The sequence below is a fragment of the Oceaniglobus trochenteri genome (genome assembly GCF_020529025.1).
GTDB lineage: Bacteria > Pseudomonadota > Alphaproteobacteria > Rhodobacterales > Rhodobacteraceae > Oceaniglobus > Oceaniglobus trochenteri.
The window spans coordinates 132396-144648 of record NZ_JACNMM010000002.1 but is presented as its reverse complement, the minus strand read 5'-3'; the positions used below and the strand labels follow the sequence as shown (position 1 = coordinate 144648).

The window sequence follows — 12253 nt, the reverse complement described above, 5'->3', positions numbered from 1 at the left end:
TGACTTAACAACGAAAGCCCGAAAACGGAGCGTTCCATGGCATTCACAGTAGCAATCGACGGCCCGGCGGCCAGCGGCAAGGGCACCATCTCGCGCCAGATTGCCGCGCGCTATGGCTATGCCCATCTTGACACCGGGCTGCTGTACCGTGCCGTGGGTCAGAAGGTTCTGGACGGCGCCGAGCCGGTCGAGGCCGCGCGCGCGCTGAGGCCGGACGACCTGAACCATCCCGGACTGCGCGGGGCCGATGCGGCCCAGGCGGCCAGCCGCGTGGCGGTGATTCCGGATGTGCGCCGCGCCCTGCTGGATTTCCAGCGCGCCTTTGCGCGGCGCGCCGGGGGGGCGGTTCTGGACGGGCGCGACATCGGCACCGTGATCTGCCCCGACGCGAATGTGAAGCTTTACATCACCGCCAGCGATTCCGTGCGCGCCGCCCGCCGCTTTGCCGAATTGCAGGCAGGCGGGGCCGATACCACCTTTGAGGCGGTGCTGGCCGATCTGCGCCAGCGCGACACCCGCGACCAGGGCCGCGCCACCGCGCCCCTGAAGCCGGCGGTCGATGCGGTTCTGATCGACACCTCGCAGATGGACATCGCCGAGGCCCTGGCAGAAGCCGTCGCCGTGATCGAGCGGCAGCGCGGCTGAACCTGCCGGGGCGGTGGCGCTGTCGGCCAGGGCAGGACCGGGGCGCTGCCCCGGACCCCGGAGTTCTTGAAGCAAGTAAGAGGGGGCGGTGTGCTCTCGTTTTCCGATAGCGGCGGGCAGGCGGAGTTTGCCGGGCCGCCTTGCCATCCCGCCGGGCATGGCGTATACGCGCGCCTGTCGAAGGGGCGGATACAGCCCCGGACGGAGGATGGCAGGGTCGGTTACCACCGGCCCTTGTTGTTTTTCGCCTTTTGACCAATGGACCCCAAAGACCGGCGGAGACAACCGTTCGGCCAGCAAAATGACCAAAGGACCATACGCCACATGAGCGCATCCGCATCCATGGAGGAATTCGAAGCCCTCCTGAACGAAAGCTTCGAAATTGACACCCCCGACGAGGGTTCTGTCGTCAAGGGCAAGGTCATCGCCATCGAGGCGGGCCAGGCCATCATCGACGTCGGCTACAAGATGGAAGGCCGTGTCGAGCTGAAGGAATTTGCCGAGCCCGGCGAACAGCCCAACGTGCAGGTCGGCGACGAGGTCGAAGTTTTCCTGCGCCAGGTCGAGAACGCCAAGGGCGAAGCCGTCATTTCCCGCGAAATGGCCCGCCGTGAAGAAGCCTGGGACCGCCTGGAAAAGGCCTATGCCGACGAGGACCGTGTCGAAGGCGCGATCTTCGGCCGCGTAAAGGGTGGCTTCACCGTGGATCTGGGCGGCGCTGTCGCGTTCCTGCCCGGTTCGCAAGTGGATGTGCGCCCCGTGCGCGATGCCGGCCCGCTGATGGGCCTGAAGCAGCCGTTCCAGATCCTCAAGATGGACCGTCGCCGTGGCAACATTGTCGTGTCGCGCCGTGCGATCCTGGAAGAAAGCCGTGCCGAGCAGCGCGCCGAAGTCATCGGCAACCTGACCGAAGGCCAGGCCGTGGACGGTGTGGTCAAGAACATCACCGAATACGGGGCCTTCGTGGACCTGGGCGGTGTTGACGGCCTGCTGCACGTCACCGACATGGCATGGCGCCGCGTGAACCACCCCAGCGAGATCCTGTCGATCGGCGAGACCGTGAAGGTCCAGGTCATCAAGATCAACAAGGAAACCCACCGGATTTCCCTTGGCATGAAGCAGCTGCAGGCCGATCCGTGGGATTCGGTCGAAGCCAAGTTCCCGCTGGAATCGGTGCACACCGGCCGCGTGACCAACATCACCGACTACGGTGCATTCGTCGAGCTGGAGCCGGGCGTCGAGGGCCTGGTCCACGTTTCGGAAATGTCCTGGACCAAGAAGAACGTGCATCCCGGCAAGATCGTTTCGACCAGCCAGGAAGTCGAAGTCATGGTTCTCGAGATCGATCCGGCCAAGCGCCGTGTCTCGCTCGGGCTCAAGCAGACCATGCGCAACCCCTGGGAAGTCTTCGCCGAGACCCACCCCGAGGGCACCCAGGTCGAGGGCGACGTCAAGAACATCACCGAATTCGGTCTGTTCGTCGGTCTGGACAACGACATCGACGGCATGGTCCACCTGTCCGACCTCAGCTGGGATCAGCGCGGCGAAGAGGCGATCCAGTCGTACCAGAAGGGCGACGTGGTTCAGGCCATCGTCACCGAAGTCGACGTCGAGAAAGAGCGTATCTCGCTTTCGATCAAGGCTCTGGACGACAGCTTCACCGGGGCGACCGAGGGCGTCAAGCGCGGCTCGATCATCACCGTCACCGTGACCTCGATCGAGGATGGCGGCATCGAGGTGGAGTATGAGGGTGCGAAATCCTTCATCCGTCGTTCGGACCTGTCGCGCGACCGTGCCGAGCAGCGCCCCGAGCGTTTCGGCGTGGGCGACAAGATCGATGTGCGCGTCACCAACGTCGACCAGAAGACCCGCCGTCTGGGCCTGTCGATCAAGGCACGCGAGATCGCCGAAGAGAAAGAGGCCGTGGAACAGTACGGTTCTTCCGACTCGGGTGCGTCGCTGGGCGATATCCTGGGCCGCGCGCTCAAGGGCGAAGACTGATCCTCGCCTGATCTGACGACATGACATGGCACCCCGCAGCACCGCCTGCGGGGTGCCTTTTCTTTTCCGGCCCCCCGCGAATCATTGGCCAGGAAGGCGCGCGCCCGGGCGTCTGGCAGGCCCCGGGCGGAAAGCGTCGGCGGGGCCATGCTCAATTTGCCACTTGAAACAGCCCGTTAGCCCGAAAATTGCCGTCCCGCTGCGCAAGGCTTTTGTTCCCCGCGGCGAAGTTTTCTCTTATAGTCGCTGGGAAAGCGGCCAAAGCGCCGACATGGCCAATGATGCCACAGGGGGAATGACGCATGATCCGGTCCGAGCTGATTCAGAAGATTTCGGATGAAAATCCGCATCTCTACCAGCGTGACGTCGAACGCATCGTGAATACCATCTTTGAAGAGGTCATCGCAGCCATGGCGCGCGGTGACCGGGTGGAGCTGAGGGGGTTCGGGGCCTTTTCAGTCAAGAAGCGGGATGCCAGAATAGGGCGCAATCCACGCACCGGAGAATCGGTGCATGTCGAGGAAAAGCATGTGCCGTTCTTCAAGACCGGCAAGCTGCTTCGTGATCGGCTGAACGAGGAATAGAACCACATGCGATACATCCGTTACGCCTTCCTTATCGTCCTGGCGGTCTGCCTGATCGTCGTTGCCCTGGCCAACCGCGAGATGGTGACGCTGCAGCTTCTGCCGGTTGAAATGGCCGGTTTCCTGGGCCTGTCGTGGTCGGTGACGCTGCCGCTGTTCCTTGTCATCCTGGGCGGGGTGGTGGCCGGTGTCATGGTCGGGTTCATCTGGGAATGGCTGCGCGAACACAAGTTCCGCGCCGAGGCCGTGCGCCAGCGCCGCGAGAAGGAAAAGCTGGAACGCGAGATGAAGCGCATGGCAGCCCCGTCCGAGCGCAAGGGCGACGACGTGCTGGCGATCCTGGACCAGCCCGCACCGGCGCGCTGAGCAGGTGGCCGAGAGACGGGTCAAGATCTGCGGGCTGACCCGGCCCGCCGACCTGCTGTCCGCGCGGGATGCGGCCTATGTGGGGTTCGTTTTCTTCGCCAAATCGCCCCGCCACCTGACGCTGCCCGCCGCAGCCACGCTGGCGGGTGACGTGCCGGTGGGGCAGTGCAAGGTGGCGTTGACCGTGAATGCGGAGGACGCCACGCTCGATGCCCTGCTGGAGGCTGTGCCCATCGACATGCTGCAACTTCACGGCAGCGAAACGCCCGAGCGTGTGGGCCAGGTGCGCGAACGCTATGGCCTGCCGGTGATGAAGGCCATCGGCATCGCGGATGAGGGCGACCTTGCCGCGCTGGCCGATTACGGCAAGGTGGCCGACCAGCTTCTGGTGGATGCCAAGCCGCCGAAGGATGCTGCGCTGCCGGGTGGCAACGGGCTTGCCTTTGACTGGCGGCTTCTGGCCGGGCGTCGTTGGCCGGTGCCATGGATGCTGGCCGGCGGGCTGACCCCCGACAACGTGGCCGAGGCGGTGCGCCTGACGGGCGCGCGGCAGGTCGATGTGTCATCCGGCGTGGAATCGGCGCTCGGCGTGAAAGACAGCGCACGCATCGCCGCCTTTATCGGGGCGGCAGGATGACCGAGATCCGCTGGCGCGCCGCAAATCATCGCGATGTCGCGGCCATCGTGGCGCTTCTGCGCGACGATGCCCTGGGGCAGAACCGCGAGGGCAATGACCTGCAGCGCTACAAGGAAGCGTTCCGCCGCATGTCCGAGGAAGCGGCCAATCACCTGATAGTCGGCGAAACCGGGGGCAGGGTTGTCGCGACCTACCAGATCACCTTCATTTCGGGTCTGTCGCTAAGCGCGGCCCGCCGGGCGCAGGTGGAATCGGTGCGCGTGAACAGCGCCATGCGCGGACAGGGGATCGGCGCGGCCCTGATGGCCGACGCCGAGGCGCGCGCCCGGGCGGCCGGCTGCAGCCTGATTCAGTTGACCACCAACGCCACGCGCCCGCGCGCACATGCGTTTTACACGCGCCTTGGCTTTACCCCCTCGCACATAGGCTTTAAACGCGAATTGAACTGAAACCGGGGGTGCGTGATGAACGATCTTTTCAACAGCTTCATGAAGGGCCCCGACGAAAACGGGCGTTTCGGAGAATTCGGCGGGCGGTTCGTATCGGAAACCCTGATGCCGCTGATCCTGTCGCTTGAGGCCGAGTATGAGAAGGCCAAGACCGACGACAGCTTCTGGGCCGAGATGGACGATCTCTGGACGCATTACGTCGGCCGCCCCAGCCCGATGTATTTCGCCGAACGCCTGACCGACCACCTGGGCGGCGCCAAGGTGTACTTCAAGCGGGACGAGCTGAACCACACCGGTGCGCACAAGATCAACAACGTGCTGGGCCAGATCCTTCTGGCGCGGCGCATGGGCAAGACCCGGATCATCGCCGAAACCGGCGCCGGGCAGCATGGCGTTGCCACGGCCACCGTCTGTGCCAAGTTCGGCCTGCAATGCGTGGTCTACATGGGCGCCCATGACGTTGAGCGCCAGTCGCCCAACGTGTTCCGGATGAAGCTTCTGGGGGCAGAGGTTGTGCCGGTGACCAGCGGGCGGGGCACCCTGAAGGATGCGATGAACGACGCGCTGCGCGATTGGGTCACCAACGTGCGCGACACCTTCTATTGCATCGGAACGGTTGCCGGCCCGCATCCTTACCCCGCCATGGTGCGCGATTTCCAAAGCATCATCGGCAAGGAGGCCAAGGCCCAGCTCCAAGAGCAGGAGGGCCGCCTGCCCGACACGGTGATTGCCGCCATCGGCGGAGGGTCGAACGCCATGGGGCTGTTCTATCCCTTCCTCGATGACAAGGAGGTGAACATCATCGGGGTCGAGGCCGGGGGCAAGGGCGTGAATACCAAGATGGAGCATTGCGCGAGCCTGACCGGGGGGCGGCCCGGCGTGCTGCACGGCAACCGCACCTACCTGTTGCAGGACGACGACGGGCAGATCCTGGAAGGCTTCTCGATCTCGGCAGGTCTGGATTACCCGGGCATCGGGCCGGAACATGCCTGGCTGCACGACATCGGGCGCGCGCAATATGTCGCCATCACCGATGCCGAGGCGCTGGAGGCCTTCAAGCTGTCCTGCGCGATGGAGGGGATCATTCCCGCGCTGGAACCCTCGCATGCCCTGGCCCATGTGATGAAGATCGCCCCTGATCTGCCCAAGGATCACATCATCTGCATGAACATGTGCGGACGTGGTGACAAGGACATCTTCACCGTGGCCAAGCACCTTGGTTGGGACATGAACGGCGCGGGCTGAACCGCCGCGCGGAGATTGGAAAGGCGGGTTGGCGGCCGAGGTTGCCAACCTTGCATATTGTCAGATTTTGTAAATTTCATGGCGCTACGGCGGGCATTTTCCGTGCACAATGTTGGAAAAGTGCAAGCCCTGATTTCCGGCGTCAGGCAGGCCTGAGATCGCACAGGGCGATGTCGGCCAGGGTGGCGCGGTCAAGTTCGGCCAGAAAGGCGGTTTCGGCGCGCCGCAGCCGGGCCTTCAACCCGCACCGCCCATCCAGCGTGCAGGCATTCGGCCCGGTCTGAAAACACTCGACAAGGGGCTGGTCCTCTTCCAGCAGCCGGACGATTTCACCCAGACGTATCTTGTTCGCATCGCGCGCCAGCGAAGCCCCGCCGCCGCCGCCCCGCCGCGTTCTGACGATGCCGGCGCGCGCCAGCCTTTGCATGATCTTGCTCAGATGATTGCGCGACAGGCCGAATTCCTCGGCCAGTTCGGCAGTGGAAAAGCTGCGCTCGGGGGCGCTGGCCATCCGCATCAACATGCGCATTCCGTAGTCGGTAAAGGCGGTCAGGCGCATGGCCTCTCTCCAATTGGTATTTACAATACCTATTAAACGGCCTAGGGAAAGTTGCAACCCGAATCCGCACGAGGCCGCTATGGAACAGCCGACACTCAACTCTGCCCGCCCCGAGATGACCCGGGCCCTGATGCAACAGACCGGGCTCAGCGACGGGATGCTGCACGACCTGGTGCATCGGTTCTATGGAAAGGTGCGGCGCGACGAGGTGCTGGGGCCGATCTTCGCCGCGCGGATCACCGATTGGGAGCCGCACCTGGAGAAGATGGTCAGTTTCTGGTCGTCGGTCGCGCTGATGACGGGGCAATACCACGGCGCGCCGGTGCCTGCCCATGCGGGCCTGCCCGTCACCTGGGCCCATTTCGAACGCTGGCTGGGCCTGTTCCGCGCCACCGCGGAAGAGGTCTGCCCGCCAGAGGGGGCCATTCACGTCATCGAAAGGGCCGAACGCATCGCCCGTTCGCTGCACATGGCGACACAGGATGCGACATCGGCGATGCCAAACCTGCGGAGGGCCGGGGCATGACAAAAAACACCCAACAGCAAACGGAACGGGCCTTTGCCTCGTCGCCCTGCGCATCGCCCGACCTGGCCGACCCCGAACAGGCCCGCGACGTGGCCCGCTGGCGCAAGGCCGAGCGCAGCCGCCTGCGCGCCGCCCGGCTGGACATGACCGTGGCCAGCCGCCAGGACAAGGGCGCCGACATGGCCCGTCACCTGGACGATCTGTTGCAGGACCGGTTCGATGGCGCCCATGGGCTGACCGTGTCCTTTTATTGGCCGATCAAGGGCGAACCCAACCTCAGGGCGCTGATGGTGCAACTGCACGAACAGGGCGTGCAGATCGCGCTGCCGCTGGTGGAAACCCGGGCCGCGCCGCTGGTCTTTCGCCGCTGGACCCCGGAGACCCGCATGGTGCACGGCGACTGGAACATCCCGGTGCCCCCGCCCGAGGCCGAGCAGGTGACCCCCGACATCACCCTTGCGCCCCTGGTCGGTTGGGATGACGAAGGCTATCGGCTGGGCTATGGCGGGGGGTATTTCGACCGTACGCTGGCCGCGCTCAGCCCGCGCCCGGTGACCATCGGTATCGGGTTCGAATCCGCCCGCCTGGCCACGATCTTCCCGCAGCCCCATGATATTTCACTGGATTTCATCCTCACCGAAGCCGGGCTTCGGATTGCGAAAGACACGAGATGAGCAGCACCGCCGAACAGATGCGCAACTGGACGGGCCCCGCGATCTTCAGTTTCGGGTTCCGCCCCTTCTTTCTTGGCGCCGCCGCCTGGGCTGCGGTGGCCATGACGCTTTGGATATTCATGCTGGCGGGTGTGCTGGACCTGCCCACGCGGTTCGATCCGGTTAGTTGGCACGCCCATGAGTTCCTCTTCGGCTACCTGGCGGCGGTGGTGGCCGGCTTCATCCTGACGGCGGTGCCCAATTGGACCGGGCGCCTGCCCATCGTCGGGTGGCCCCTGGCGGCGCTCTTCGCCCTGTGGCTTGCCGGGCGGTTGGCGGTTCTTTGCGGCGGCAACTTCCCGGCGCTTTCGGTGGCCATGGTTGACCTGGCGATGCCGGTGGCCCTTTTCGCCGCCATCGGCCGTGAAATCATCCGCGGGCGCAACTGGCGCAACCTGCCGGTGCTGGCGATGATCGGCGTCTTTGCGGTGGGAAACGGCGTTTTCCACTGGAACGCGGCGCAGGGGGACTATGCGGCGCAGGGGGCCGGGCTTCGCATCGGGCTGGGCGCGGTGATCATGATGATCGCGGTCATCGGCGGGCGTATCGTGCCGTCGTTCACTCGCAACTGGCTGGTGCGTCAGGCGCCGGGGCGTCTGCCCGTGCCGCCGATGCAGCGGTTCGACAAGGCCTCGCTCCTGCTGCTGCTGGTTGCGCTTGTGGCCTGGGTGCTGGCGCCCCTGGCGGTGCTGACGGCCGGCCTGCTGATCGCTGCGGGCTTGGCGCAGGCGATACGCCTGTCGCGTTGGGCCGGAGAGCGGACCCTGGCCGAGCCGCTGTTGTGGATCCTGCACCTGGCCTTTGCCTTCGTGCCGTTGGGGGCCGTGGCGGTCGGTGTCTCGGTGCTTTGGCCCGATCTTCTGAGCGCTGCGGGGGCGCAACATCTGTGGATGGCTGGCGCAGTGGGCCTGATGACCCTGGCGGTGATGAGCCGCGCAACCCTGGGCCACACGGGGCAGGAGCTGACGGCGGGGTGGGGCACGCTGGCCGTTTACCTCTGCATGCTGGTCGCCACCCTGGTGCGTCTGGTGGCAGCACTTTGGCCCGAAGGGGCCGAACCGCTGCTGCATCTGGCCGGGTTGGCCTGGCTGGGCGCCTTCGGCGGTTTCGCGGCTCTGTACGGCCCCGCGATGCTGCGTGCGCGCCCCGCACGCTGAGCGGCGTCAGGCGGCGGCCATGCGCCCCGAAGCGATGGCAAGCCCGTCAACGACACCGGTCAGCGGATCGGTGCGGTTGTGCCGGGCCTTGGGAAAAAGATCGGCCATGGCGGCAACCACCACCTCCATCAGGCTGGAGCCACCGACGAAGACGACATGATCGACGCTGGACGGCGGCAGGTTGGCCATGGCGCAGGTGGCCTGTGCGCAGCCGCGGATACCATCGGCCAAGGCGCCAAGGGAGCGGTCCAGATCGCCCGCCGTCAGCGGCACCGAAAGCCCGGGTTCCACCACCGCAAGATTGATACGCCCCTGGCCGGTGTTGGCCGCGATCTTGCCGCCTTCAACGGCGAAGGCGATGTCGTGGCCGGTTTCCAGTTCCAGAACCGCGGCAAGCCGTTCAAAGGGGCGCGGTTCAACTGCCATGCGCGCCATGGCCTGCACATCGCGCAGGGTCTGAGCGGTGTAAAGAAAGGGTATCTTCTCCCAACTGGCCAGATCCAGGAAAAGGGCGTTGGGGGCGGGCAGCGCCCCGTCGCCAAAGGTATTGCGGATCAAGGCGTTATGGCCCAGCAGCGGCATCACGTGATCAAGGCTCAGCGCGCGGTCGAAGTTGGTGCCGCCGATACGCACGCCATTGCTTGCCAAAACCTCGATCCCGTCACCCTGCGCCCGAAACAGTGTGAAATCCGAGGTGCCGCCGCCGATGTCCACGATCAGCCCGATACCATCGTCGGTTGCCCCGGTCGCAAGCGCGGCGGCTTCGGGTTCGTAAAGGAACGTCACCGCGTCGAACCCCGCGCGGGCATAGCATTCGCGCAGATCGGCCTCGGCGCGGGCGTCGCGGCTGGGGTTGTCCGAGTGGAAATGTACCGGCCGCCCCGAAAGCGCCCTTGAGAATTCGACATGGCAGGCGGCCTCGGCCCGGGCTTTCAGTTGGGCCAGAAAGCGCGCGATGATGTCGATGAAATCCAGTCTTTCGTTCAGGATCTGGCGGCGTTCGCGCATGAGAGAGGTGCCCAGAACGCTTTTCAGCGCGCGCATGAACCGCCCTTCGGCACCGTCGATCAGCGCCCGGTTGGCGGCCGTTCCGAAAAGGGTGCGTCGGCTGTCGTAGTCGAAGAACACCGAGGTGGGCAGCGTTCTTGCGCCCGGCTCGATCTCGATCAGGTGGGGGCGTCCGTTGACAAGGACGCCGCAGGCCGAATTCGAGGTGCCGAAATCAATTCCCAATGTGTGCATGACCTGCCCCAAAAGGCCGATCCGGTATCGCAGAGTTGGCCGCCGCGCAACCTTGTGATGGCTGCCGGATTGGCTTGCTGACCCGTTTTCATCGCAGGGCAGGGCGCGAAAACGGGCTGGCCGCCATCGGGCCGATCGCCTAACAAGGGCTTCGGGCCCAAATGTGCGGCCAGAAGCGTCATCGTCGGCCCTCGCGCTGCGGGTGCGGGTTGCCGGGGCAGGGGAAAAACCCGCAGGACAGTGGAATCGGGGTGGGGCATGGAGCGCCCGGCGGAAACGACGACATCGCCGCGGATCGGCCAGCTGCGCGCGGCCGTGACGACCTGGTCGCGCGGCTGGGAGCTGTTGCGCCATCGCGGGCCGGGGCAGGTGCAGTTCTGGTTCATCGCCCTGGCGGTCGGCGTGGCCTCGGGGCTGGCGGCACTGGGGTTTCGCAAGGCGATCACGGCGCTGCAATCCGCGGTTTACGGCACCGACGACATCACCCGGCTTCACAGCTTCGCCCGCACGCTGGAGTGGTACTGGATTCTCATCATCCCGATCCTGGGGGGCCTTGTGGTGGGGCTGATCCTGCACCGCTTCACCCCAGATGCCCGGGTGCGGGCGGTGGCCGACGTGATCGAGGGCGCGGCCCTGCGCGACGGGCGGGTCGAGAAACGCGCCGGGCTGGCCAGCGCGCTGGCATCGTTGATCACGCTGTCGACGGGCGGGTCCTCGGGGCGGGAAGGGCCGGTGGTTCACCTGGCCGCCGTCATTTCGGCCTGGACCAGCAACCTGATCAAGGCTGACGGGATCACCGGGCGCGATCTGCTGGGCTGTGCCGTTGCGGCGGCGGTATCGGCCAGCTTCAACGCGCCCATCGCCGGTGCGCTTTTCGCGCTTGAGGTGGTGTTGCGCCACTTTGCCGTTCACGCCATCGCCCCCATCTTTATCGCCTCGGCGGCGGGCACGGTGATCAACCGGCTGGCCTTTGGTGATGTGACCGAATTTGCCTTGGGCAACGACGGCATCCTGGCCTTTTATGTCGAACTGCCGGCCTTCCTGATCCTGGGGCTGGTTTGCGGGCTGGTGGCCGTGGTTTTCATGCGGGTGAATTTCTGGGCCGAGGCCGTGGGCGACAGGCTCCAGGCGGCCATGGGGCTGCATCGCGCGCTCAGGCCGATGCTGGCGGGCGCGCTGCTGGGGCTGCTGGCCATCGTGTTTCCCCATATCATCGGTGTCGGATACGAAACCACCTCGCTTGCGCTGACCGGTCAGTTGCTGCTGTGGCAGGCGATCGTCTTCACGGTGATCAAGACGGTGGCGGTGGCCATCACCATGGGCGGGCGCATGGGGGGCGGGATCTTTTCGCCGTCGCTGATGGTGGGGGCGCTGACGGGGCTGGCCTTCGGGATGATCGCCACCTCGGTCTTTCCCGATGTCAGCGGGTCGGAAACGCTTTATGCGCTGGCGGGGATGGGGGCGGTGGCCGCTGCCGTTCTGGGCGCGCCCATTTCTACCACGCTGATCGTTTTCGAACTGACGGGCGACTGGCAGACCGGGCTTGCGGTGATGGCGGCGGTGTCGCTTTCCACCGCCATCGCCTCGCGCCTTGTGGACAGGTCGTATTTCCTGACCCAGTTGGAGCAGCGCAACATCGCCCTGTCCAAGGGCCCGCAGGCCTATCTTCTGGGAATGTTCCGGGTGGCCAACGTGATGCGCAAGCCGGACGATGCCCGCGCCGCACCAGACGACGGCATCTGGGAAGCGATCGAGGCGGGGCACATGGTGGAAGGCAACGCCACCCTGAAAACCGCCCTGCCGATGTTCGAGGAAACCGGGCGCCCCTTCCTGCCGGTGGTCAGAACGGGCGCGTCGGGCGAGGCGCCCGAGATTCTGGGCGCCCTGTTCCACGTCGATGCCCTGCGCGCCTATAACCGCGCGCTGGCGGCGACGGCGGCGGAAGAACATTCGTGACAGGCAGAGCATCAATGCAATCAAGCGGCACTTCCCCAATCGACACGCAAGGTTCGGACAGTTCCGACGGATGATGCGCCCGGTCTGCTAAGAAACCCTTAAACCCGCTGCCGAAAGGCCGATCGCCCGTGCATCCCGGGCGCAGGCCCGGGTAATCGGGCAATCGAGACTCG

Annotated in this window: 13 protein-coding genes; 11 read left to right on the top strand and 2 right to left on the bottom strand. The window is 65.5% G+C overall.

Translation table 11 applies throughout. From position 1 onward, the window contains the following. Positions 1 to 36 precede the first annotated feature (36 nt). The 7 genes from H7828_RS00920 to trpB all read left to right on the top strand — a co-directional run bounded on the left by H7828_RS00920 (position 37) and on the right by trpB (position 5927). Positions 37 to 645 (top strand): (d)CMP kinase, encoded by a 609-nt coding sequence (locus H7828_RS00920; RefSeq protein ID WP_226779061.1) that lies wholly within the window; start codon positions 37 to 39, stop codon positions 643 to 645. 324 nt (positions 646 to 969) lie between these two features. Further along, positions 970 to 2646 (top strand): 30S ribosomal protein S1, encoded by a 1677-nt coding sequence (gene rpsA / locus H7828_RS00915; RefSeq protein WP_226779060.1) that lies wholly within the window; start codon positions 970 to 972, stop codon positions 2644 to 2646. 302 nt (positions 2647 to 2948) lie between these two features. Next, positions 2949 to 3230, top strand: coding sequence for an integration host factor subunit beta (gene ihfB, locus H7828_RS00910; RefSeq protein WP_226779059.1), 282 nt, complete (start codon positions 2949 to 2951; stop codon positions 3228 to 3230). Between the two features lie 6 nt (positions 3231 to 3236). Then, the gene (locus tag H7828_RS00905; RefSeq protein ID WP_226779058.1) at positions 3237 to 3596 is read left to right on the top strand and encodes a lipopolysaccharide assembly protein LapA domain-containing protein; all 360 of its coding nucleotides are present in this window, start codon (positions 3237 to 3239) and stop codon (positions 3594 to 3596) included. Positions 3597 to 3600: 4 nt separating this feature from the next. Beyond that, entirely contained in the window at positions 3601 to 4233 is a 633-nt protein-coding gene (locus tag H7828_RS00900) for a phosphoribosylanthranilate isomerase (protein WP_226779057.1), read from the top strand. Next, positions 4230 to 4682 (top strand): GNAT family N-acetyltransferase, encoded by a 453-nt coding sequence (locus H7828_RS00895; RefSeq protein ID WP_226779056.1) that lies wholly within the window; start codon positions 4230 to 4232, stop codon positions 4680 to 4682. Before H7828_RS00900 ends, H7828_RS00895 begins: the two co-directional genes overlap by 4 nt. A 15-nt stretch (positions 4683 to 4697) precedes the next feature. Further along, on the top strand, positions 4698 to 5927 hold the full coding sequence (gene trpB / locus H7828_RS00890) for a tryptophan synthase subunit beta (protein ID WP_245398535.1): 1230 nt from the start codon (positions 4698 to 4700) through the stop codon (positions 5925 to 5927). A 142-nt stretch (positions 5928 to 6069) separates the two neighbouring features. On the opposite strand, the gene H7828_RS00885 is transcribed toward trpB, so the two are convergent. Continuing rightward, a complete protein-coding gene (locus H7828_RS00885; protein WP_226779054.1) occupies positions 6070 to 6486 on the bottom strand; it encodes an RrF2 family transcriptional regulator in 417 nt (138 codons plus the stop codon). Between the two features lie 79 nt (positions 6487 to 6565). On the opposite strand from H7828_RS00885, the gene H7828_RS00880 reads away from it, so the two are divergent. From H7828_RS00880 to H7828_RS00870, 3 genes are read left to right on the top strand one after another with little or no spacing between them, the layout of a single operon-like run. Continuing rightward, on the top strand, positions 6566 to 7012 hold the full coding sequence (locus H7828_RS00880; RefSeq protein WP_226779053.1) for a group III truncated hemoglobin: 447 nt from the start codon (positions 6566 to 6568) through the stop codon (positions 7010 to 7012). After that, on the top strand, positions 7009 to 7686 hold the full coding sequence (locus H7828_RS00875; protein ID WP_226779052.1) for a 5-formyltetrahydrofolate cyclo-ligase: 678 nt from the start codon (positions 7009 to 7011) through the stop codon (positions 7684 to 7686). The genes H7828_RS00880 and H7828_RS00875 overlap by 4 nt, the downstream gene beginning before the upstream one ends. After that, complete coding sequence (locus H7828_RS00870; RefSeq protein WP_226779051.1) at positions 7683 to 8882, top strand: NnrS family protein; 1200 nt, start codon at positions 7683 to 7685, stop codon at positions 8880 to 8882. Before H7828_RS00875 ends, H7828_RS00870 begins: the two co-directional genes overlap by 4 nt. A gap of 6 nt (positions 8883 to 8888) precedes the next feature. Here H7828_RS00870 and H7828_RS00865 read toward each other — a convergent pair whose 3' ends face one another. Further along, positions 8889 to 10124 carry an Hsp70 family protein gene (locus tag H7828_RS00865; protein ID WP_226779050.1) on the bottom strand — a complete coding sequence of 412 codons (1236 nt, stop codon included), beginning with the start codon at positions 10122 to 10124 and terminating at the stop codon, positions 8889 to 8891. Positions 10125 to 10382: 258 nt separating this feature from the next. Between H7828_RS00865 and H7828_RS00860 the strand changes: the two genes are divergently transcribed. Beyond that, positions 10383 to 12080: a chloride channel protein gene (locus H7828_RS00860; RefSeq protein WP_226779049.1), complete on the top strand. Its 1698-nt coding sequence runs from the start codon at positions 10383 to 10385 to the stop codon at positions 12078 to 12080. Positions 12081 to 12253: the final 173 nt, after the last annotated feature.